The organism is Streptantibioticus silvisoli (genome assembly GCF_027947535.2).
Lineage (GTDB): Bacteria > Actinomycetota > Actinomycetes > Streptomycetales > Streptomycetaceae > Streptantibioticus_C > Streptantibioticus_C silvisoli.
The window spans coordinates 23,278-44,823 of sequence record NZ_JAAGKO020000006.1; the positions used below are offsets into that span (position 1 = coordinate 23,278).

15 protein-coding genes are annotated in these 21,546 nt (G+C 72.7%); 6 read left to right on the forward strand and 9 right to left on the reverse strand.

What is annotated here, in order from left to right:
- The first annotated feature begins 210 nt into the window (after positions 1–210).
- Positions 211–1,116 (forward strand): alpha/beta fold hydrolase, encoded by a 906-nt coding sequence (locus POF43_RS06330; RefSeq protein WP_372515875.1) that lies wholly within the window; start codon positions 211–213, stop codon positions 1,114–1,116.
- On the opposite strand, the gene fxsT is transcribed toward POF43_RS06330, so the two are convergent.
- The 4 genes from fxsT to POF43_RS06350 all read right to left on the reverse strand — a co-directional run bounded on the left by fxsT (position 1,086) and on the right by POF43_RS06350 (position 9,573).
- Positions 1,086–5,060: an FxSxx-COOH system tetratricopeptide repeat protein gene (fxsT, locus tag POF43_RS06335; RefSeq protein WP_271323038.1), complete on the reverse strand. Its 3,975-nt coding sequence runs from the start codon at positions 5,058–5,060 to the stop codon at positions 1,086–1,088. The genes POF43_RS06330 and fxsT overlap by 31 nt on opposite strands.
- The gene (locus POF43_RS06340; protein WP_271313551.1) at positions 5,057–6,364 is read right to left on the reverse strand and encodes a TIR-like protein FxsC; all 1,308 of its coding nucleotides are present in this window, start codon (positions 6,362–6,364) and stop codon (positions 5,057–5,059) included. The genes fxsT and POF43_RS06340 overlap by 4 nt, the downstream gene beginning before the upstream one ends.
- Before the next feature lie 74 nt (positions 6,365–6,438).
- Complete coding sequence (locus POF43_RS06345) at positions 6,439–7,293, reverse strand: AAC(3) family N-acetyltransferase (RefSeq protein ID WP_271313550.1); 855 nt, start codon at positions 7,291–7,293, stop codon at positions 6,439–6,441.
- Between the two features lie 6 nt (positions 7,294–7,299).
- Positions 7,300–9,573, reverse strand: coding sequence for an FxsB family cyclophane-forming radical SAM/SPASM peptide maturase (locus POF43_RS06350; RefSeq protein ID WP_443732097.1), 2,274 nt, complete (start codon positions 9,571–9,573; stop codon positions 7,300–7,302).
- Between the two features lie 451 nt (positions 9,574–10,024).
- Here POF43_RS06350 and POF43_RS06355 point away from each other — a divergent pair, with 451 nt between their 5' ends.
- Entirely contained in the window at positions 10,025–10,957 is a 933-nt protein-coding gene (locus tag POF43_RS06355) for a DUF4231 domain-containing protein (protein ID WP_271323040.1), read from the forward strand.
- A 10-nt stretch (positions 10,958–10,967) separates the two neighbouring features.
- Here POF43_RS06355 and POF43_RS06360 read toward each other — a convergent pair whose 3' ends face one another.
- A complete protein-coding gene (locus POF43_RS06360; RefSeq protein ID WP_271323041.1) occupies positions 10,968–11,498 on the reverse strand; it encodes a hypothetical protein in 531 nt (176 codons plus the stop codon).
- Positions 11,499–12,214: 716 nt separating this feature from the next.
- On the opposite strand from POF43_RS06360, the gene POF43_RS06365 reads away from it, so the two are divergent.
- Positions 12,215–12,637 (forward strand): ArsR/SmtB family transcription factor, encoded by a 423-nt coding sequence (locus tag POF43_RS06365; protein WP_271323042.1) that lies wholly within the window; start codon positions 12,215–12,217, stop codon positions 12,635–12,637.
- An 81-nt stretch (positions 12,638–12,718) separates the two neighbouring features.
- On the opposite strand, the gene POF43_RS06370 is transcribed toward POF43_RS06365, so the two are convergent.
- The 3 genes from POF43_RS06370 to POF43_RS06380 all read right to left on the reverse strand — a co-directional run bounded on the left by POF43_RS06370 (position 12,719) and on the right by POF43_RS06380 (position 18,080).
- A complete protein-coding gene (locus POF43_RS06370) occupies positions 12,719–14,089 on the reverse strand; it encodes an ABC transporter ATP-binding protein (RefSeq protein ID WP_271323043.1) in 1,371 nt (456 codons plus the stop codon).
- Between the two features lie 98 nt (positions 14,090–14,187).
- Positions 14,188–15,942 carry an ABC transporter permease gene (locus tag POF43_RS06375; RefSeq protein WP_271313544.1) on the reverse strand — a complete coding sequence of 585 codons (1,755 nt, stop codon included), beginning with the start codon at positions 15,940–15,942 and terminating at the stop codon, positions 14,188–14,190.
- Positions 15,943–17,144: 1,202 nt separating this feature from the next.
- Positions 17,145–18,080, reverse strand: coding sequence for an SDR family oxidoreductase (locus POF43_RS06380; RefSeq protein ID WP_271325713.1), 936 nt, complete (start codon positions 18,078–18,080; stop codon positions 17,145–17,147).
- 140 nt (positions 18,081–18,220) lie between these two features.
- Here POF43_RS06380 and POF43_RS06385 point away from each other — a divergent pair, with 140 nt between their 5' ends.
- Positions 18,221–18,787 carry a TetR family transcriptional regulator gene (locus tag POF43_RS06385; protein WP_271313542.1) on the forward strand — a complete coding sequence of 189 codons (567 nt, stop codon included), beginning with the start codon at positions 18,221–18,223 and terminating at the stop codon, positions 18,785–18,787.
- Between the two features lie 405 nt (positions 18,788–19,192).
- On the opposite strand, the gene POF43_RS06390 is transcribed toward POF43_RS06385, so the two are convergent.
- The gene (locus tag POF43_RS06390) at positions 19,193–19,762 is read right to left on the reverse strand and encodes a TetR/AcrR family transcriptional regulator (protein ID WP_271323576.1); all 570 of its coding nucleotides are present in this window, start codon (positions 19,760–19,762) and stop codon (positions 19,193–19,195) included.
- 161 nt (positions 19,763–19,923) lie between these two features.
- Here POF43_RS06390 and POF43_RS06395 point away from each other — a divergent pair, with 161 nt between their 5' ends.
- Positions 19,924–20,643 carry an alpha/beta fold hydrolase gene (locus POF43_RS06395; RefSeq protein ID WP_271323577.1) on the forward strand — a complete coding sequence of 240 codons (720 nt, stop codon included), beginning with the start codon at positions 19,924–19,926 and terminating at the stop codon, positions 20,641–20,643.
- Between the two features lie 195 nt (positions 20,644–20,838).
- A complete protein-coding gene (locus POF43_RS06400) occupies positions 20,839–21,366 on the forward strand; it encodes a carbonic anhydrase (protein WP_271323578.1) in 528 nt (175 codons plus the stop codon).
- Positions 21,367–21,546 lie beyond the last annotated feature (180 nt).

Genomic DNA, 21,546 nt, shown 5'->3' on the forward strand with positions numbered 1-21,546 from the left:
CGTCGGCGCGTCGTCGGGAGCGGTCCGGCGGCGGTGACCACGCCGGTGGGGCCGCGCGGGCGTGCTGTCCATTATTTTCTGGCAATACGTGCACATGGGCGTCATGGCGCAAGCGGGCGGTTTGTGCGACGGTGTGAGGGAGGGCGTGGCCCGGTGGCGGGCCGGCTGTTCCGCCCGGTGGGGGCAGGGGGAGCGCTGGTGCTCGGAGGGGTGCGTGCGCCGGACGGGCGGTGTCTGACGGTGGAGACGACCGGGGATCCGACGGGGAAACCGGTCTTCCTGCTGCACGGGACGCCGGGGAGCCGGCTCGGTCCGTCGCCGCGCGGGGTGATGCTCTACCACCAGGGCGTGCGGCTGATCTCCTACGACCGGCCCGGCTACGGTGGTTCGGACCGGCTGCGCGACCGCCGGGTCGCCGACGTGGCGCAGGACGTGGCGGCGATCGCGGACGCGCTCGGCGTGGACCGTTTCGGCGTGGTGGGCCGCTCCGGGGGCGGGCCGCACGCGCTCGGCTGCGCGGCGCTGCTGGCGGACCGGGTGACGCGGGCGGCGGTGTTGGTGAGCCTGGCGCCCCGGGGTGCCGACGGGCTCGACTGGTTCGACGGTATGGCCGCGTCGAACATCCAGGAGTACACCGCGGCGACCACCGGACCGGAGGAACTGGCCGCCAGCCTGGCGTCGCGCTCCGCGGAGATCCGCGACGATCCCATGCGGCTCCTGGCCGATCTGCGCCGGGAGTTGACCGGTCCGGACCAGGCGGTCGTCTCGGACGCCGGAATCCGCTCGCTGCTGGCGCGCAACTACCGCGAGGCGCTGCGCACCTCGGCGGACGGCTGGTACGACGACGTACTCGCGTTCAGCTCCCCCTGGGGCTTCGACCCGGCCGACATCAGGGTGCCGGTGATGATCTGGCACGGCACCGAGGACGTCTTCTCACCGGTGAGCCACTCGCGCTGGCTCGCCGACCGCATCCCCGGCGCCGTCCCGGTCTGGCAGTCCCGGGCGGCCCACTTCACCGCGCTGCACGTGATGCCGGACGTCCTGACGTGGCTGCTGACCGGCCGCTGGGTGCGGCCGGCCGGCGGTCACACCGCGGACGGTTCGAGGTCGCGGTAGACGTGCTCGTGGTTGAGGGCCATCACCGTCTGGGGGTGGTTGGGGCCCAGCAGCCTGGTCAGCCCCTCCCGGGCCGCCGGACCCAGCCGGTCCGACTCCGCGGACCGTCCCGCGCCGGCGAGGGTGAGGGCCAGGTCGGCCTCGCACAGGACCGTGTCCGGGTGCTGCTCGCCGAGCCGGCCCCGGAATCCGGCGAGGGCGGCGTACTGAAGTTCCAGGGCCGCCTCGTACCCGTCCGTCTCCCGCAGGATTCCGGCGAGGTTGACCATGCACCACAAGGTGTTGGGGTGCCGGTCGGGAAGGACCTCGCGCATCTCGCTCAACGCGCCCTCCAGCACCGACCGCGCACGGTCCGGTTCGCCGATGCCGCGCCAGTAGATGCCGAGGTTGTTGACGGCGACGAGGCTGGACGGGTGGTGTTCACCCAGCGACTCGCCGTACTTGGCGACGACCTCACGCGCCAGGTCGAGCGCGGCCGCCCGCTCGTCGGTCACGTACAGGTCGGCCGCCAGGTTGAGGGTGCAGGCCAGGCTTTCCGGCGTCTCGAACGGATACCGCTCGCGGTAGCAGTCCTGGGTGCGCGCGGTGAGCCGGCGGGCGTCCTGGAGGTGTCCGGACCGGCGCAGTGAGACCGCCAGGCTCTTCGCCGTCCGCAGGGTCTCCGGTGCCACCCGGCCGACGACCCGCTTGCACGCCGCGTAGGTGGCGGTCAGCAGCGTCGCCGAGGCGCCGTAGTCGCCCGAGTCGCGCAGGTCCCGGGCGAGGTTGCTCGCGGAGAACAGCGTGTACGGGTGCTCGTGGCCCAGCACGACGCGGCGCCGGTCATAGGTGTCCTGGTCGATGTCCCGCGCCTCGTAGTACCTGCCGACCATGCGCAGGCAGACGCTGAGGTTGTTGGCGGCGGCCAGGGTGCGCGGATGGTCCGCGCCGAGCAGGTCGGTGAAGCCGGCGTACGCCTCGCGTGCCATCTCCAGGGCCTCGTCGAACCTGCCGAGTGTCGCCAGGTCGGTGGCCAGTCCGCTGGCCGTCATGAGCGTGTGCCGGTCGGGTATGCCGGGCCGGTCGAGGTTGGCCCGCTGCCACGTCAGGATCCGCGCGTCCTTCTCGCGCGCCTCGACGTACTTTCCCCGGGAGCGCAGGATGTTGGCGAGGTGGAAGTCGAGGAAGTGGTTCTGGCGCTCGAAGTGCCGTCGCCGCAACGGGGATTCGACCGACATGTCACGTGCGCTCCACACCTGCACGAGCCGGTCGCCCAGTGCGTCGGCCGCGTCGAGGTCGCCGCGCTTCCACAGGTAGCGCACCCGGTCGATGAGGAGCTGGCGGGTGTCCGGCTCGTCGCACCGCGACGCCCGGGAGGCGTCCAGGTGCGGCCAGATCTCGGCGAACCGGTCCCAGTTCTCCGGGTCGTCGGTGTCGCCCTGGACCGGCCGGGCGCCCACCAGGATGCGGTGGACCGCGTGTTCGGCCGTCACCCGCTCCTCGGGCGTCAGATCCGCGCGGATGACCGACTGGACCAGGCGGTGGATCTGGATGCTGCGGGTGGCCGGGTCGACCTTGGCCAGGGCGAAGCGGCTCAGCTCCTGGATGAGCCGCCCGAGGTTGAGCCGGTCCTGCAGGCTCTCGTCGTACGGCATCAGCGACTCCAGCATCCGGTCGCTGTACAGCAGGTTCCCCGAGATCGGTTCGGGCGCGAAGAAGGCGCACAGCTGGAGCAGCCGGACGGCGGCCGGCGAGCGCTCGCGCAGCCGGGTCAGCGAGATGTTCCAGGTCGCGGCGACCGGCTGCGGATAGCCGGGCGGCGGGTTGAGCGCCAGCACGCGGGTGTCCTGCGCGGCCAGTTCCGCGAGGTAGTCGGAGACCGGGGTGGCGGTCTCCGCCAGCCAGGCCCCGGCCTGTTCGACGGCGAGCGGCAGGTCGCCGAGCGCCGCCGCCACGGCGTCGGCGTCCCGCGGGTCGAGCGCGGGCACCCGGCGCAGCAGGTGCTCGACGCTCTCCTCGCGGTTGAAGACGTCGACCTCCAGGGGGTGGCCGAGATGGGACCAGTTCTGGTTGCGCGAGGTCAGCAGGACGTGGCCCTGGCCGCCGGGCAGGAAGGGCCGGATCGCCTCGGGGTCGTCGGCGTTGTCGTAGATGAGCAGCCAGCGCTCGCTGACGGAGATGCGCCGGAGGTGGTCCAGGGCGTCGTGGGCCGCCTCCGCCATGTCCTCGGGGACCGGCAGACCGAGCCGCTCGCCGAGTTCCGCCAGGGAGGTGGCGACCAGTTCCTTCTGCTGCGAGGAGATCCACCAGACGATGTCGTAGTCCCCCATGAAGCGGTGCGCGTACTCCAGGGCCATCTGGGTCTTGCCGACACCGCCGAGGCCGTAGAGGGTCTGCGGCCTGGGCAGCACGATCGTCACACCGGCGCCGAGCTCCTCGCGGAGGTTCTCCAGCTGCATGCTGCGCCCGGTGAAGAGCGGGTTGCGGATCGGCACGTTCCACAACCGGGGCACGGTGCCGGGGAAGCGCGGCAGGTCCCTTGCCTCCTCGGGACGGGACGGCGGGCGGCCCGGCCGGCCCAGGGCGCGCAGCAGCGCCGAGCCGGCGTAGTTCTCGTCGCGCTGGACCAGGTCGACCGGCGTGCGTTCCACGAAGGGCGCGGTGACCCGCACCTCGCCGACCCGGACCGGGATGAGGAGCCGCTTGGCGCCCGTGGGATCCGCCGCGAGGGCCTGCTCCACCACGGCACGCGCCGTTGCGGACCGCAGGTAGGCGGCGGACAGCAGGGCCATGGTGCGGGCCGGGACCTCCCCGGCCGGCCGGGTGACCCGGCCGCCCGGCGCGGCCGGCGCGTCGGTCCCGGTGCCGGCCGGCAGGACCTGGAACCCGGCGTCGGCGAGCATGGCCGCGATCCAGTCGGCCCACATGCGGTCCTCGGGGACGAAGCTCAGCCGGACGCCGGTGGCCGCCGAGGGACGGTAGGGGCGGCTGAAACGGTCGCGGTAGTAGAGGCGGACGTTCTCCGGCATCGGCGGCAGCGAGGTCACCGACGACTCGCTGATCACCGTGGTGAGCCGTTCGAAGGCGGAGAGCAGCGAGTTGGCCACCCCGGTCTCGTCGCCGAAGGTGGCCAGCGTCTCCTCGTAGTTGTAGTAGGAGCGGTACGGCACCTCCACCGAACCCCAGTAGGAGGCGAGTTCGTCGTCGGACATGCCGTTGGGCAGCCGGTCGAAGACCGTCCGCACCAGGGAGCGGCCCGCGTCGGCCTTCTCCTTCTCCCCTTCGTCGATCCGCATGGGGACCGGCAGGATGCGGATGCGGCGGTCCCGGAAGCGTTCGTTGATGTTGCGGGCCACGCTCGCGGACCCGTCGACGCTCTGGCCGCTGAGGGTGAAGCAGTCCACCAGCACGTCCGGCAGCAGCACGGTGCAGATGTCGGCGACGTCGCTGATGCCGGTACGGCTGTCGATCAGCACGTAGTCGTAATGACGCTTCATGTCCTCGCGCAGCGCGTCGAAGAACCGGCCGCCGCCGAGCCGGTCGAAGAAGTTGTCCCAGTCGAAGCTGCTGACCGCCGCGGAGTACGTGCGGTCCTGCCGGCCGGCCGAGACGAAGTCGAGGGTTCCGCCGTCGGGGAACGTCCAGTCCAGCGACACCGCGTGCGGCGTGACGCGCGCGTACGGCAGGTGCCAGGCGTCCGGGCGCCCGTTGCCCGGGGTGACCGCGGCCTCCGCGAAGTCCCTGATGAGCTCGACGACCCCGGTGGTCGCGGCCAGCGTGGAGGGGTCGAGGAAAGGGTGGAAGAAGCGGTGGAGCCCCGGCGCCTCCAGGTCCCAGTCGACGGTCAGGACGCGCTTGCCGCTGGCGGCCAGGATCCAGGCGACGTTGGCGAGCGCCATCGTGCGGCCGGTGCCGCCCTTGTAGGAGTAGAAGGTGACGATGGTTCCGCCGCGATCGTCGGTCATCGCGGATCCTCCTTCTGGTCCGGGCGCGGATTGCGGTCCTGGGGCGGTGCGGTGGAGCCCGTCACGTCGGGCGGGCTGAGCCGGAAGCGTTCCTTGTGGGGGCCTTCCGGTGGGAAGGCGGGCGCGCGCTTGAGGTATTGGGAGGCCGCGTACTCCACGACGTCGGGCAGGACGTCGGAGAGCGACTCCAGGCTGAGGACGCCGTGCGCCGCCCGCCGGCAGATCACCGAGCCCTGCGCGGTCTTGCGGGGCATGGTCTCGCTGAGCGCGGTCACCAGTTCCTCCTCGTGCTCGCGGCTCTGCGCGTCGTCGCGGTTCCACGGCACCACGACACCGGTCCACGGCCGGTCCGCCACGTCGAGCCGGCCGAGCCGCTCCCGCTGCCGGGGGTCGGCCACCGCCCAGCGGTCGACCAGCAGGATCTCCGGTCCGTCGACCGGTTCCGCGGACTCCAGCGGGTCGGGCTCGTCGTCGAAGGAGACCAGGGTCGGGTGGTAGTCGAAACTCCCGGCGAACTCCGCCGCCACCGAGGCGAGCGGACGGCGGGACAGCGGGTAGAAGGGGTTCCAGTCGACGGCCCGGTCCCCGTAGTACTGCGCGTCGCGGCCCGGCGGCAGGTGGTGGCGGCTGGCGGCGGCCACGGTGATGCGCAGGTTGCGGGTGCCGCGCGGCGTGCCGAAGGCGCTCGGTATCCGCCGGTAGTCGACCGGCTGGCCCGGGCCGATGTGCGAGATCTCCGCCACCTTGACGATGTGCCTGGCCAGTTCGTAGACGGCCACCTCGTACTCCTCACGGAGCCTGCGCAGCTTGATCAGCCCGTAGAACCCGTCGGCGGTGTACCTGGCCCCGAACGCCGCGTGGTTGAACTGGAGTTGCTCCGCCGCGCTCGGCGTGGACTCCGGTGGCATCGGCACCCATAACGCCGGCACGATCGCCTGGATGGGCCGGTCGCTGCGCGCCTGCTGCTGGATGGCGCGCTGCTGGAAGGCGAACCACTCCTTGCCGCAGTTCAGGCTGCCGAAGTAGCGCGGCGAGGTGAGGGGGACGAAGACCCGGCAGGTGGCGAGCGCCTCCGACAGCCGGTCCGACCAGCCCTCCCCGGTCCGGATGTCGCGGTCCATGAAGCCGACCGTGGAATGCGGAAGATCGGTGAGGGAGAGGATGTGTTCGCACAGGTCCTGGTAGAGGCGCTCGACCCACAGATTCGGATCGGCGACGCTCGCGTCCTGGCTCGGCGTGTGAGCGTAACTCAGGAAGAAATACGGGTACCGCTCGTCACCCCACCGCTTCCCCGATGTGAGCACGCGTCCCCCATCTTCCGCCGGAGGGGACAGTGTAGGAAGCCATGTCTCTTCTGCGGAACAAGGCAAGCAGGAATTCAGGTGGGAAGTGTGCCGCGCGGACGTTTTTCGGACAGCCAGGGGACCGCGAAGTCCACGGCGTCGCGCATGACGAGGGAACGCGTCTCCGCGCCGCCCACCGGGCCGCGCAGAATGCGCGAACTGTTCCGGTCGAGATCGCTCTTCTCGTAATCCGTGCCGAGGTCCGTGAAGTCCGTGTCGTCGAGATCGACATCCTCGTAACTGATCCACACCGCCTTTCCCTTACGCACCACGACGCACGCGTAGTCACGCCGGGGCGGATTCGGCAGACGGTATTCGGCCAGGTGGAATGCGCTGCACACCTGGTATCCGACGCCGATGAGCAGCACGCGGGCCCCGACGTCGTACAGCCAGCGCAGCGGGGACTCCTCGCCCAGGTGGCACGTCTCGCCGTGCCGGGCGACCGCCTCCGGGGCCCGGGCGCCGAGCGCCACGAACGAGGTCTGGGGGTGGCCGCTGCGCCGGGCGCCGGCTGCCCGGCGCACGGTCTCGGCGAACCTCCCCATGCCGTCGGACGGGGAGTGGTCGGCCTCGAACGCCGGCATTCGGGTGCGGAACGCGGTGCGTTGGGCTGCCGTCATCCCCGCCGTGCGACGCCGGTGGACCCGCGAGCTCATGGAGTTGCCCTCGGTGAACGACGGAACGACCACCGTCCCGCGTCGTCCGAGCACGTCCCGCAGGGCCCCCAGCAGCGGCTCGGCCACCGGATCACGCGCGGGGGCGCCGGGCGGCTGTTCGACGTCCCCCACGGCGCTCATCCGGGCGTGCACCAGGACGACCGCTCCCGGCCGCACGCCGAGTTCCGCGAGATCGTCGGCGAGGGAGGCCCGGGTCGGCAGGACGGGCGGCACCGGTCGTCACCGATCCGCCGGCAGACCCGCGCGGATCCCCGCCACGAACTCCTCGCCCACGCCCGTCAGCACGTCGGCCTCCGTCAGCGCGTCGAGCGCCCGTGCCGTCTCGTGCGCGTACCGGCCCGGGTCGGCGGCGAACGCCGTCGTCGCGGAACGGGCGTACGCCTGCGCCAGCACCTCTCCGGTCAGCAGCGGGCTCTCGGTCCACGGCACCGTGAACGACCAGGGCGCGGCCTCGTCGTAGAGCTCGGTCTGCTCCACGAGGGCGTCCAGCGTGGCGAGTTGATGGCCGTGCAGCAACTCCCGGGCCAGCGCGGCCGGATCGCCGGTCGGCGTCAGACCGACGGCACCCATGCCGCGGATCCCGCCGGCGAGGCGGAGGTCGGCGGCGTCGTGCGGTGTCCCGGCGAGCGGGGTCAGCGTGGTGAGCACGGCGGTCAGTCCGGCGAGGCGCTGCGGTACCGCCTCGTGCAGCAGGCGCCAGGCGCGCTCCACCGTTTCCCCGAAGTGGTCCGCCCCCGCTCCCGACAGCCGTTCCCGGGCCGGGCGGGCGTAGCGGTCGCGGTACGGATCGAGGTCGTCCAGTACGACCGCGCCGGTGAGCCGCCCGACCGGTTGCCACCGGGCGTCCGGGGCCGTACCGGGGACGACACGCGCCTCGTCGCCGGCGAGACGTACGACGATGCCGTCGCCGTCCGCCACGGCCTCGGCCATCGGCACGTCGGCCGGTGCCATCCGGATCAGCCCGAGCGCGGGCAGGAACACCGTGCCGTCGGCCCGCGCCGGGACCGGCACCGCACCGGGGAGCCCGCCGCGCAGGGCGGCCGAGGCGGCGAACGCGGTGAGCGGGGCCATCGACGCAAGGCCGTCGGAGCCGTCGGCGGCCAGCAGGTCCGCGGCCCAGCCGCGCAGATACGGATGGCCGAGCAGCAACTCCATGGCGTCCGGGTACTCGTCCAGCCGCGACAACAACTGCCGCGTGACAGCGGGGAGTTCAGCGCCGCGGTCGGCGGCCCGCTCCTCGATGACCGTCAACCAGCCACGCGTCACCAGCCGTTGGGCCGCGGCCAGCGTCAGCAGTGGTTCCCGGTCGTCGCTCCCGGCGGCCAGCCGGTCCACCGCGGTGAGCGGGCCGCCGGGTCCGGCCGCGACGGTCGGCTCCGCCGCGAGGCGTGAACTCACGCCGGTCACCAGGGCCTTGAGGTCGGTGCAGTACACCGAGGGGTTGTCGAAGCCGTTCTCGGCGCGGTAGCGGTGCGCGTAGAGACCACCGCCGCACGAGCGGACCACCGGGCAGGCACGGCACGTGGCGCTGAGGCCGGCCACCCCTTGTTGCCGGGCCACCACACCGGGATGGCCCGCCGCGGTGTCGAAGCTGTGGGCGAAGACGTCGTATCCGGTCTCCGGAGCGCCGTCGTAGGCGATCTTCAGCGAGTCCGCCTGCTCCAGCGTGCCGTCGGTCTCGATCACCACGAGGTCGGAGGGGCCGACCCCCATCGACTCGGTCAGGCTCGGACCGCCGCGGCAGGTGCTGATCACCGAGTCGAACAACCGCACCGGCATCGGCCGTCCGGCGGCGTCCCAGCGGTCGAAGACACCCAGCAGCCACTGCGCGTAGGTCGGGCGGTCCTCCGGGCGGACCGGCGGCTCGTCCCAGGTCGCGTGCGGGAGCAGGAAGTCGACGCGGGGTGGCGCGAGGCCGGCCAGCGCGTCGTACACGGCGACCGGGTCGTTGGCGACATCAATGGTGCACAACAGGCCCGCGTACAGGTGGCGGTAGCGGTCGCGCCGCAGTAACTCCACCGCGTTGAGCACGTGTTGATGGCTGCTGCGGCCGTCGGCGTAGCGGCGATGCCGGTCGTTGGCGATGCGGTCGCCGTCGAGGGAGATACCCACCTTGACGTCGAACTCGGCGAACAGGTCGAGGTAACGCTCGCTCAGCTGGACGCCGTTGGTGTGGACGCGCAGGTCGAGTTCGGCGATGCCGGTCAGCGCGTCACGCAGGACGGCGCAGATCCGGCGCAGTGCGGCCGGACCGGCGAGCAGCGGCTCGCCTCCGTGCAGGATGACGTGCACGGAGGGCAGAGCGTGGGTCCTGGCGTGTTCCGCGAGTCGTGCGGCCACCCGGACAACGGTCTCCTCGGAGACCACCTTGGGCCGCCGGCTCCAACTCTGGTCGGCGTGCTCGTAGACGTAGCAGTACCGACAGGCGAGGTCGCACCTGCTGTGGACCTTCAGGACGAACTGGCGGAACGGAACCAGTGGTGGAGCCACCACTCGATATCAGATGGCCGAGTTGAACGTGGGGACCCCGGTGTTTCGGCCGTGGACGGCTGCTGCGCCCCGGCGCAGGCTTCTCGCCAGCACCCGGCCGTCCTGTGGAACGGATCGCGGCGGGCGGACACGGAGAGCCGCGGCGGTTTCAGGGTGCCGGGTGTCCACGGAAGTGTTCATGATGTCCTCGGGGGATGGGGATGCGGCGTGCGATCCCGCATCTCGGCGAAGACCGACCGCGACAGGTGGTTGACGTGATCCTAGCGTCGATTCCCGCCTACCGCGCGTGTTCCTCAACCACACCCGGGGCTATCCTGGTAGATGCTCCAGAAATACCTGAACGAGCTATAGCCCTGATTGACACGTCGTTATGGCGGGGCCCGGGCTTCTGCTCCGCTTCGGGGGACGGATCGTGCGGCGTCCTCCGTTCGGGGGACAAGGGACGGGGTCGTGCATGAGAGATCCTCGGGCCGACGAGCCCTCGAGTACCGAATTCCGCAACGCGGACCTCCCGCGGTTGTTCCACGACACCGACCGTGCCGCGGTGAGCAGGCAGAAGGACGCCCTGCGGTGGGTGCGGCGGCAGCTCGCGATGCTGCTGATCGCCGCCGGCTGTTCGGCGCTGCCCTGGCGATTACCCGTCGGCCGGGTCGACCTCCTCGCCCTGGCCAGCGCGGCCGGGTACGTCGGGGCGCTGTGGTACGCCTGGCAGGCCGCCCGTTACCGCCATCGGGCCAAGTGGCAGCTGCACCGGTCGGCCGCCGAACTCCTGCGCTCGCAGTGCTGGCGGTACGCCGTCGGAGGTGCGCCGTTCGGCCCCGGGGTGGCGGACCCCGACAGTGCCTTCGCCTTCCGCATCACCGAGAGCCTGACGCAGCTGCGGGCGGCCGGCTGGCAGGCTCCGGTCGAGGCGGCCGACCCGATCCCGGCGCCGGAGATGATCACCCCGGCGATGCGGGCGCTGCGGGGCAAACCGTTCACCGTCCGCCGCGGGGTCTACGTCCGTGACCGGCTGATGGAACAGCGCGACTGGTACCGCCGCAGGTCCGGTGAGTCACGGCGCTCCCTCGCGCTGTGGCAGGCCCTGTCCACGCTGAGCACGGCCGTCGCCCTCGCCGCCGCGGCCGCCAAGATCTTCGAGTGGGGCTCCTCGATGGACCTCGCCGGTCTCGCCTCCTCGATCGCCGCGTCCGGCGTGGCCTGGAGCGAGGTGCGGCAGTACCGCCCGCTGATCGCCGCCCACGCCCGGGTGGCCCAGGAGCTGAGCGCCATGGAGGTCACCCTGCGCAAGGAGACGGCGGAGGCCCGGTGGGCGGCCGGTGTGGAGAGTGCCGAGGAGGCGATCTCCCCGGAGCGGACCGCCTGGCTGACCCGGCACGGCGAGTGAGCCGGCCCCGTCACGCCGGATCGCGTACGACCCCCGCCTTCCAGATCACGGACACCGGTGTGCCGCGGCGCCGGGCGTAGTCGACGATCTCACCGGTGCCGCCGTGTCCGCGGGCCGGCCGGCCGTCCCAGACGGCGAGGACGAGGTCGCTGTGGTCGGCGATGTAGGTGCCGGCCTCGTAGTACGCCTCGTCGCACACCGTGGCGTGGCCCATCACGATCTGGCGGTCCGCGCGGTCCAACAGCCGCCTGAAGAGCACGAGTTCACCGGCGTCGAAGGTCTGCTCGTAGTCGGAGGAGGGCAGTACCGCGGTCAGCCGGGCGCCGTGGGCGAGGGCCACTTCGGCGAACAGCTGGTCGGCGCCGATCGCCAGACTGCTCAGCACCTCCAGCGGTCGGCGGTCCGCACCGTTCGGGTGCCCGGCCGCCCTCAGCGCGGTGACCAGTCCGGCGTGAACGTGGCGGCAGGCGGCGGGCGGGATGGCCCGGTGGCCGGTGATACCGACCGTGGTGGCACGCGTCGACTGGCCGTCGCTCTTCATGTTGGGGCCTCGATCGCAGGGGCGCCATCACCGGGCACGACCGGGTGCCCGGCTCGACGCGAGCCGTGAGGAGCGGTTCAACACGTCCAGTCTATAGACGGTTTGAACGCTTTTGCTGCCCGAACAGCACCTGCCGTTGGCATGTGACCGGATTCGTACGGTAACCGACGGCTCACTGCTGAGTTGCGAGCCGAGACGCACCCGGACCCCGCAGGCCACCGGCGGGGAGTGCGTCGCCGTCTCGACACGCGGACACCGATGCCGGTGGCGGAAACAGACCCGGTGAAGGAGCGGCGCACGGCGGCGGAGGGGCGTGCCCCGGCGGAGAGAGGTCGGCGGTGGCGCAAACGACCCGCGGCGGCGCAAACGGGCCCGCGGGCGGAGAGGCGTGCGGCCGGGGAGAGAGGTCCGGCGACCGAACGGGGTGCGGGGGAGGAGTGTGCCCCGGCGGAGAGCGGTCGGCGGTGGCGCCGGGGCCGGGTGCGGTGGTGACGCGGAGGCGGGCCGGCGCCTTCCGGAGCCCGGTCCGCCGACCGGCGAATAGGCCACCGGTGACCTGCAACCGCCGACAGGCCACCGGTGACCCGCGACCGCCGACCGGCGAACGGGTCACCGCCGACCGCCGAACAGCCCCCCGCCGACCCGCGACCGCCGACCAGCGCGCCGAGCTGTCGTGGTCGGCCCGCCGGAGGCACCCGTGCCCGTAGGATATTTGCATGGAAGCGCAAGTTGTGTCGTGGGACTCTGCTGGTGCCGACCGGGCGGTGGCGGTGCTGAAGGCGGTGGCCGATCCGACGCGCTACCGGCTGCTGTGGGCACTGGGGCAGCGGGAGCACTCGGTGGGTCAGCTCGCGGAGCTGGTTGGCGCCCATGTCGCGGCCGTCTCGCAGCACCTGTCGCGGCTGCGGTCGGCCGGGCTGGTGGCGTCCCGGCGGGAGGGGACGCGGATCTACTACCAGGCCGCGGGGCCGCATGTGCGGGGTCTGCTGGAGGAGGCGTCGCTGGTGGCCTCCGGTCCGGTCGACGGGGCGGATTCCGGCGAGGGCGGAGCGCCCGGGGCGGCGGCCGTCCAGGAACGCGGGACGGCCGCTTCGCCGGCCCGGTCGCCCCGGCCGCGCCCGCTGGCCATCGGGCGGTAGCGCCCCCGCCGCGTGCGGTCGCTCCGCCTCCGCCGCGCGCCTGGTCGCGCCCGGTTCGCGGAGGAGCGGCCGGCCGGGCGCTCAGCCGGCTGGCGGGGGTGCGGCGGCGGTCGCGTCCAGGCGGTATTCCTCGGGGCCGGCGTCGTAGGAGTACAGCTCGGCGTAGCGGCCCCAGTCGGTCGCGGTCTCCAGCTGCCGGGTGACCTGCTCGCTGGTGTAGTGATGCGCGAGCAGGTCACGGAAGAAGCCCGCGCGCAGGGTGCGGGCGGGGGTGATCTGGAGACTCGTCACGATCAGGCGGACCAGGGGGATCTCCAGCGCGGCGGTGGCGAAGATCTGCTTGGACCGCTGGACGTCGGCGCGGCCGAAAGCGGAGCCGCGCGCGGTGAGGGCCAGGTCGTTGCCGGTGACCATGGCCAGGCCGAGCAGGTCCAGGGCGTCGACCAGGGGCAGGAGGTCGTCGACCTCCAGGCCGAGTTCGTCCGCGAGGTCGGCGAGGTCGCGGCGGTTGTCGTGCTGGATGAGGATCTCGGCGAGGCCGGACAGGCCGTCGACGCCGGCGCGGGGCAGCGGGGTGTTGGCCGGAGTGCGCCTGGCCGGTGTCGCCGGCCGGCCGGGCAGGTGTCCCGCGGTGTCCTTCTCACGGCCGGTCATGACCTGGTACACCGCGTCGATGAGGGCGCCGAACTGCGGCGCGTTGCGGTCGCGGGGGCGCGGGAGCGGAACGTCGAACGTGGCGCGGATGCTGCCGAACGGCCGCGCGCCGAGGATCACGACGCGGTCGGCCATCAGGACGGCCTCCTCGATGTTGTGGGTGACGATCACCACCGCGCGGGTGGGGAACTCGCCGGACTCCCACAGCTCCATCAGCTCGCCGCGCAGGTTCTCCGCGGTGAGCACGTCCAGGGCGGAGAACGGCTCGTCCATCATCAGCACGTCGGGCTCGGTGACCAGGGCGCGGGCGAAGCCGACGCGCTGGCGCATGCCGCCGGACAGCTCCTTCGGGTACGCCGTCTCGAAGCCGTCCAGGCCGATCAGGTCGATGGCCTGCCCGGCGGCCGTCGCGCGCTCGGCGGCCGGCAGCCCGCGTGCCTCCAGGCCGAGTTCGACGTTCTGCTGGACGGTCAGCCAGGGCAGCAGGGCGAAGGTCTGGAAGACCATGGCGGTGCCGGGGTTGGCCCCGGTCAGCGGTTCGCCGCGGTACAGGGCGGTGCCGGAGGTCGGCGGGATCAGCCCGGCCAGGCAGCGCAGCAGGGTGGATTTGCCGCAGCCGGACTTGCCCAGCAGCGCGACGATCTCCCCGGCGCGCACTTCCAGGTCGATGTCGGCCAGCACGGGGAGCTGCTTGTCGGCGCCGGCGTAGGACTTGGTCAGGTTCCGGGCGGCGAGCAGCACCTCGCCGTCGGCGGCGCGGGCGGTGGCGGGCAGGGCTCGGGTGGCACGCTGGGCCATGGCGAGGCTCCTTCCGGATGTCTCGGTGGTACGGGTGGGATGTCTCGGCGGTACGGGCCGGATGCCTCGGTGGTACGGGAACCGGCGCGGGGCCGCGGTCAGAGGGCGTAGCGGGTTTCGGCGAGCCGGTACAGGGGGCGCCACAGCAACCGGTTGAGGCCGACGACGTACAGCGACATGACCGCGACCCCGGCGATCAGGTGCGGGTAGTCGCCGCGTTCGGTGGCGTGCGCGACGTAGGCGCCCAGGCCCGTGGCGGTCAGGGTGGTGCCGCCGAAGGTGACGATCTCGGAGACGATGGAGGCGTTCCACGCGCCGCCGGAGGCGGTGATGCCGCCGGTGACGTACGCGGGGAAGATCCCGGGGAGGATCAGGCGTTTCCAGCGCAGCCGGCCGGTGACGCCGAGGTCGTCCATGGCTTCGCGCAGGTCGGCGGGGACGGCCATGGCGCCGGCGATGGTGTTGAACAGGATGTACCACTGGGCGCCGAGCGCCATCAGCATCATGCCGCCGACGTTGATCGACAGGCCGGTCCGCAGGAAGAACCAAGTGGCCAGCGGGAAGAGGAAGTTGGCGGGGAAGCCGGCCAGGACCTGCACCAGCGGCTGGGCGATTCGCGCCAGCCGCGGGCTGAAGCCGATCCGCACGCCGACCGGCACCCACACCGCGGTGGCGACCGCGACCACCACGACCACCCGGGCCAGGGTGGCGAGGCCCAGCAGCAGCGGTTCGGCGAAGACACCGAGGCCGGTGCGGTCGCGCAGGTAGCCGAGCAGGTCCAGCAGGCCCCAGCCGATCAGGCCGCCGGCGACCAGGGCGAACACCGCGTCACCGCCGCGGCGGCGGACCGGGTCGACCGAGAGCGGCCGGTCGTCGGTGCCGAGAATCCGTGCGGCCCGGCCCAGTACCTCGGCGGCCGGTCGGGCGAGGCGGCCCAGCGCGTGCGGCCAGTGCGAGCGGCGCAGGAAGTCCAGTACCAGCGAGCGTTGGACGTCGGTGGCCTCGGACTGCTCGTTCTTGAACTTCTCCACCCACGCGGTCAGCGGCCGCCAGAAGACGAAGTTCACCCCGACGACCATCACCGCCATCGTCAGTACCGCCCAGCCGACCCCGCCCAGGTCGCCCTCGGCGATCGCGGTGCCCGCGTAGGAGCCGATCCCGGGCAGCGCGTACCGATGGCCGGACACGCTGATCGCCTCCGAGGCGACGAGGAAGAACCAGCCGCCGCCGAAGCTCATCATCCCGTTCCACACCAGGCCGATCGCCCCGGACGGCAGCTCCACCTTCCAGAACCGCATCCAGCGGGTGAAGCCGAACGACCGTGACAGCTCGTCGAGTTCGCGCGGCAGCGTGACGAGGGAGTGGTAGAAGCCGAAGGTCATGTTCCACGCCTGCGAGGTGAAGATCGCGAAGACCGACGCGCACTCCGGGCCCAGCGACGAGCCCGGGAACAGCGCGATGAACCCGGTCACCGCGACCGACAGGAAACCCAGCACCGGGACCGACTGGAGGATGTCCAGCGCCGGGATCAGGACGCGCTCCAGCCGGCGGCTGCGCGCGGCGGCGTAGGCATAGACCAGGGTGAACGCCACGGACAGGGCCAGCGCGGCGAACATGCGCAGCAGGCTGCGCGCCGCGTAGTACGGCAGGTCCGCCGGATCGGTGCTGACCCGGGTGACCCGCGCCGGGTTGAAGGAGACCGCGGTGCCCGCCCCCACCCGCAGGATCACGTAGAGGACGACCAGCACCGCCGCGGCCACCACGAGGTCGATCCAGGTCAGGCGGGTCAGCCGACCCGCCATCCGGGCCGGAAGGGACGTGCGTACGGCGGGCGGACGCGTCGACAGCGTCATAGGGACAACCCCCAAGGGCAACTCGGCGAGCCGCACACCGGGGCCACCGGCGGGGAGCAGACCGCGACGAGGAATCCGGCACGCGACGATCGGCCGTCGGCACCGGAACGGAGAGCCGGCCGCGCCAGGCGCCCGGTACGTGACACAGCGCGCCGCGGTCCGACCGGAGGGCCGGACCGTCACAGGCACGTCAGTGGGAGATCAGCAGCTGCCGACGAGGCAGCCGGGACTATGGGGATCGCCGCTCACGACTGCCTCCCTTCCGCACGTTCACAGCCCCCGGCACGACACGCCTGGGGGTCTGGCGGGAGCAGTCTGGCATCTTCTTGCGTCAATACGCAAATACGAAGGCCGGGGGGTTGCTCCGCCGGTGCGTTCACCGAATAGGGAGGCGACTGCTGCGGTTGCCGGTGCGTTCACCGAGAGGGGGCAACTGCTGCGGGCGCTGGCGCGTTCGCCGATTAGGGAGGCGGCGGCCGACGGTTGACGCGAGTGGGGTGCGCGGGCGTTGGCCGGGGTGCCGCTCGATCATCCGCGTCGGCGCAGGGTGCTCCGGGGGTGGTCGCCGGCCGGCGGCGTCTGCGGGGCCGGCGGTGTCTGCGGGGGCGGCGGTGTCTGCGGGGGCGGCGATGTCGATCGGCGGCGTCTGCGGGGGCGGCGGTGTCGATCGGCGGCGTCCGGCGGTGCGACGGGTGGCGGTGCGCCGGCCGGCGGTGCCTGCCTCGCGCGGACAGCGGTGGCCCGGTGGCCGCGGCGCCGGTGTGCCACGCCCACGGCTCCGCCTGCGACCGCGGCCGGGGAGTGGCCCTCCCCGGCCGCGGTGCCGGCGGCCCCCGTCGACAGCGCCGTGGCACCGGTGGTCTCCGCCCACGCTGCCGCAGCGCACCCGGCCCCCCGGCACCCGAGACGGAGCACCTCGGGCGCCGGGAACGGGGGCCGGTTCGTGCGGGCGGTCGGCCGGTGCCGGGGCCAGCCGGTGCCGGGATGAGCCGGAGCCGGGGCCAGTTGGAGCCGGGGTCAGCCAGCAGGGACCAGTTGATGCAGAAGCCGACCGGTGCCGACCTCAGCCGGTGCCGACCCCGGTCGAAGCCGGATCAGCTGAAGCCGGATCAGCCGAAGCCAGGAGGCGATCGGGGCCGGCGATCGGGCGACGTGGTGGGTCGGAGGCGGTCGATCGGCGGTGCGCGATCGACGGCGATCGGTCAGCCGGTCGGGGCGGTGAAGTAGTGGCCCTTGTCGAGGTCGTCGATGAGTCCCGGCTGGGTCGGCTGCCACCCCAGCAGTTCGCGGGTGTGCGCGCTGGCGGTGGGGCTGTCCAGGCCGAGGAAGCCGGCCAGCCAGGTGAAGTGTCCGGCCGCGTCCTCGGGGGAGACCGAGGCCACGGGCAGGTCGAGGTGCCGCCCGATCACCTCGGCGACGCTGCGGATCGGCACGCCCTCCTCCGCCACCGCGTGCAGCGTGGAGCCGGCCGGGGCGTTCTCCAGGGCCAGCCGGAACAGGTGCGCGGCGTCGGACCGGTGCGTGGCGGGCCAGCGGTTGGCGCCGTCGCCGATGTAACCGGAGACGCCCTTCTCGCGGGCGATGGCGACCACGGTGGCGAGGAAGCCGTGGTCCCCGTCGCCGTGCACGGTCGGAGGGAGCCGTACGACCGAGGAGCGGATGCCGCGGTCCGCGAGGGCGACCGTCACGTGCGCGTTGGCCAGCCGCTTGGCCGGACCACCGGTCACGTGGGCGCCGACCTGGCCGCCCACCTGGCCGTCCTGCTCGGTCGCGAGCCGCCCCGGCGCCAGCCCGAGCGTTCCGGAGGCGATGAGGAACGGGCGGCCGGAGCCGGCGAGCGCGTCGCCGAACGTGTCGATGGCACGCCGGTCCGCGTCGGCGGCGTCCTCGAAGCCGCCGCTGAACGCGATGTCGTGCTTGAAGGCGAGGTGGATCACGCCGTCGGACTCGGCGGCCGCGTCGCGCAGGACGTCGAGATCGTCGAGCGTGCCGCGGCGCACCTCGGCGCCGGCCTCGGTCAGGGCGGCGGCCGAGGCGTCGGAGCGGGCGAGCCCGACGACCTGGTGGCCGGCGTCGATGAGCTCCGGGACAACGGCTGAACCGATCCAGCCGGACGCGCCGGTGACGAACACACGCATGAGGAGAACCTCCGGATAGGTCGACCGTCCCCGCCGCGAGTCCCGGGACACGCGGACACGCTGCGGAGGAATCGATGTCAGTTGCTGACATCAACCGTAGCACCCGATGTCAGTCACTGCCATCGCGTAGGATCACGGGCATGGGTCGATGGCAGCCGAACGCACGCGGACGGCTCGAACAGGCGGCGCTGGACCTTTTCGGCGAGCGCGGGTTCGAGCAGACCACCGCCGCGCAGATCGCCGAACGCGCCGGGCTCACCGAGCGCACGTTCTTCCGGCATTACGGTGACAAGCGCGAGGTGCTGTTCTCGGGGGCGCGCGAGCTGGAGGAGGCCTTCGTGACCACCCTGGCCGACACCCCCGAAACCGCCGCGCCGATGGAGGCGATGGCCTCGGCGCTGGAGACCATCGCCGCCTTCTTCCTGGACAGCCACGAGTTCGCCCGGCGGCGCCACGCCGTCATTACGGCCAACGCGGAGCTGCGCGAACGCGAACTCATCAAGCTCGCGTCGCTGGCCGCCGCGCTCGCCGCCACGCTGCGCCGGCGCGGCGTCAAGGACCCGGCGGCGAGCCTCGCCGCGGAGGCGGGCATGGCCGTCTTCAAGATCGGGTTCGAACGCTGGGTCGGCGGGACCGGGGAACGCACGCTGGCGGACCACCTGCGCGAGTCGCTCGCCGAACTCAGGGCGATAACCGCGGGCGCGTGACTGCGGGCCGGGTCGATCCGGCGGACTGCCGACGGGCTGTCCCTTTCCGGCCGGCCACCACCCGGTCGCCCGGGCGGAGCCGGCTCACGCCCGGGCGGAGCTGCCTCGCGCGCACCAGTGCGCTGCCCTGTCCGACGTCGCACGCGCCGCGGCCCGCCCCGGCGGCGCGAACCACCCCAGGCCGCCCCCGCGAACACCCGGAAACGCCCCCGAACGCCCCCACGAAACCCCCGCGATGCCTCCCCATCGGCACCCGACGGCAGCCGTCAGCGCCGGCCCCCACCGCACCGGGAAGCCCGACTCACGCCCCACCGGGAAGCCCGAACCGCCCACCGGAGAGCCCGACCCACCCCCGGGAGAGCCTCGCCCCACCACGGCCCCCGCCGGGGACAACGCCGAGCCGGACTACTCCGGAGCGGGCAGGCCCAACAGGTCGCGGCCGGCGCGTACCAGGGTTCGGCGTACGGCTTCGGGGTCGTCGAGTTGGGCGCCGGACAGGGCGCCGTCGTGCAGCAGGACCAGGACGCGGCCGGCGTAGTCCGGGTCCGGGTGGCCGGAGCGGGCGGCCAGGTCGGTGACCGCCTGCTGGAACCAGGCGCGGTGTTCCGCGATCGCGACCCGCACCGGGGCGGACGCGTTCGGATACTCCGCCGCCGCGTTGATGAAGTGGCAGCCGCGGAAGCCCGCGGCGCAGGTCGTCTCGCCGATCAGGTCGAGCACGCCGGACAGGCCGCTGTCCGCGCCGTCCCGCGCGACCGCGGATTCGACGGCGCCGCGCAGCCGGGCGTCGGTGGCTCGCAGGTAGGCCACCACGAGGTCCTCCTTGGCCGGGAAGTGCCGGTAGAAGGTGGCCCGGGTGACGCCGGCCTCGGTGACCAGCCGGTCCACCGGGACGGTGTGGATGCCCTCGCTGTAGAACAGCCGGTTCGCCGTTTCCAGCAAGCGGTCGCGGGGGCTCGGGGCGGTGGTCGGCATGGGATCGAGTATAGAGAAGCAACGTTCTGTCGCGGTGGTCCACGATCACGCGAGAGAGAAGGAACGTTCTGTTTGACGTGCTCGCCGGAGGTGCGTACGGTCATCAACAAGAACGAACGTTCTGGCTACCTCGGTGGTCCGGTCCGCGAACGGAGACGATCATGAAGGACACGTCCCACGGTCAGCCCACCGTGGTGCTCGTGCACGGCGCGCTGACGGACGCGTCGGTGTGGAACGGCGCGGCCTCGCGCCTGCGGAAAGCCGGCTGCCGGGTCGTCGCCCCCGCGCTGCCGATGCGGGGGCTGGGGTCCGACGCCGCCTACCTGCGGAGTTTCCTCGGCAGTGTGCCGGGGCCGATCGTGCTCGTCGGGCACTCGTACGCCGGATCGGTCATCTCCCACCCCGCCGCCGTGACCCCCGGGGTCAAGGCGCTGGTGTTCATCTCGGCCTTCCAGCCCGACGAGGGGGAGAGCTCGGGCGGGCTGAACGAGAAGTTCGCCGGCAGCAGGCTCGGCCCGGACACCACGACCGTCCTCGCCCACCCCGGCGGAAACGACATGTACCTGAAGCCGGAGTGCTTCCGGGAGGTGTACGCCGGGGACCTGCCGCCCGAGACCGTCGCGACGATGGCGGCGAGCCAGCGGCCGATCGACCCGGCGGCGCTCGGCGAGACCCTCCCCGGGAAGGCGGCCTGGCACACCCTGCCGTCCTGGTCGCTGGTCTCGACCCAGGACTTCTCGCTGCCGCCGGAGCTCCTGCGGTTCATGGCCGGGCGCGCCGGTTCCCGGGTCGTCGAGGTGGACTCCTCGCACGCCTCCCCGGTGTCGCGTCCGGACGAGACCGCGCGGCTGATCGCGGAAGCCGCGCGGAGCGTCGGCTGATCGACGGCCGGGCGCCGGGCCACCGGGTGCCGGGTCACCGGGCGGTTCCCGGGAAGCGCGCGCCTGGCGTGGCGGTCCCGGCGGCCGTGGTGGAACTTGGAATGAACCCGGTAGCTCACCCTCCCCCGGTTCTCCCAGTTCCTCAGAACCACCAGAACCACCAGAACCAGACTTACATCCGACAGGGAGCACAGCGTGTCGAATTTCGCTACGTACATCGGGCGCAACAAGGCTTTCGCGGAGACCGACGCCAAGAGTGACGTCCCCGCCATCCCCTTCATCCCGTTCCAGCAGACGTTCGTGATCACCTGCCTCGATCCGCGCGTCGAGCCGGGCGCGGTCCTGGGGGTCGGGCTGGGGGAGGCGATCGTCCTGCGCAACGTCGGCGGCCGGGTCACGCCCGCCGTCCTTCAGGACGTGGCCTGGCTCAGCCACCTGCACGAGGCCAAGGCGCCGGACGCCGACTGGTTCGACCTGGCGGTCATCCACCACACCGACTGCGGCGCCGGCCTGTTCGCCGACGACGAGCTGCGGCACGGCTTCGTCGAACGCGGCGGTTACGACGACGCGACCATCGCCGGCCTCGCCGTCGTCGATCCCGCACGGACGGTCCGCGAGGACGTCCGAACGCTGCGCTCCTTCCCCCGGCTCTCCTCGCGCGTCCACGTCTCCGGACACGTCTACGACCTCAGGACCGGCCTGCTCACCACGATCGTCGAGTAGGGCGGCCGGCTGAACCGGCCACGCGGTCGCTCGCGGCAGCGGTCGTGCTGGGGGCGGGAGCCGGTGCGCGTCCCGTCGCCCCACGTCGCGCGGACGGACATCGCCGCCGGAAAGCTCCGGCAGCGATGTCCGTTCCGGCTGCCCTCACCCCTCCGCGGGCGGTTCCGTGCCGCTTGCGCG

What these genes read in the sequence shown, in the direction of transcription:
- fxsT (WP_271323038.1), bottom strand. Translation starts at nt 5,060, where the DNA reads ATGACCGACGATCGCGGCGGAACCATCGTCACCTTCTACTCCTACAAG.
- POF43_RS06355 (WP_271323040.1), top strand. Translation starts at nt 10,025, where the DNA reads ATGAGAGATCCTCGGGCCGACGAGCCCTCGAGTACCGAATTCCGCAAC.
- POF43_RS06360 (WP_271323041.1), bottom strand. Translation starts at nt 11,498, where the DNA reads ATGAAGAGCGACGGCCAGTCGACGCGTGCCACCACGGTCGGTATCACC.
- POF43_RS06365 (WP_271323042.1), top strand. Translation starts at nt 12,215, where the DNA reads ATGGAAGCGCAAGTTGTGTCGTGGGACTCTGCTGGTGCCGACCGGGCG.
- POF43_RS06370 (WP_271323043.1), bottom strand. Translation starts at nt 14,089, where the DNA reads ATGGCCCAGCGTGCCACCCGAGCCCTGCCCGCCACCGCCCGCGCCGCC.
- POF43_RS06375 (WP_271313544.1), bottom strand. Translation starts at nt 15,942, where the DNA reads ATGACGCTGTCGACGCGTCCGCCCGCCGTACGCACGTCCCTTCCGGCC.
- POF43_RS06380 (WP_271325713.1), bottom strand. Translation starts at nt 18,080, where the DNA reads ATGCGTGTGTTCGTCACCGGCGCGTCCGGCTGGATCGGTTCAGCCGTT.
- POF43_RS06385 (WP_271313542.1), top strand. Translation starts at nt 18,221, where the DNA reads ATGGGTCGATGGCAGCCGAACGCACGCGGACGGCTCGAACAGGCGGCG.
- POF43_RS06390 (WP_271323576.1), bottom strand. Translation starts at nt 19,762, where the DNA reads ATGCCGACCACCGCCCCGAGCCCCCGCGACCGCTTGCTGGAAACGGCG.
- POF43_RS06395 (WP_271323577.1), top strand. Translation starts at nt 19,924, where the DNA reads ATGAAGGACACGTCCCACGGTCAGCCCACCGTGGTGCTCGTGCACGGC.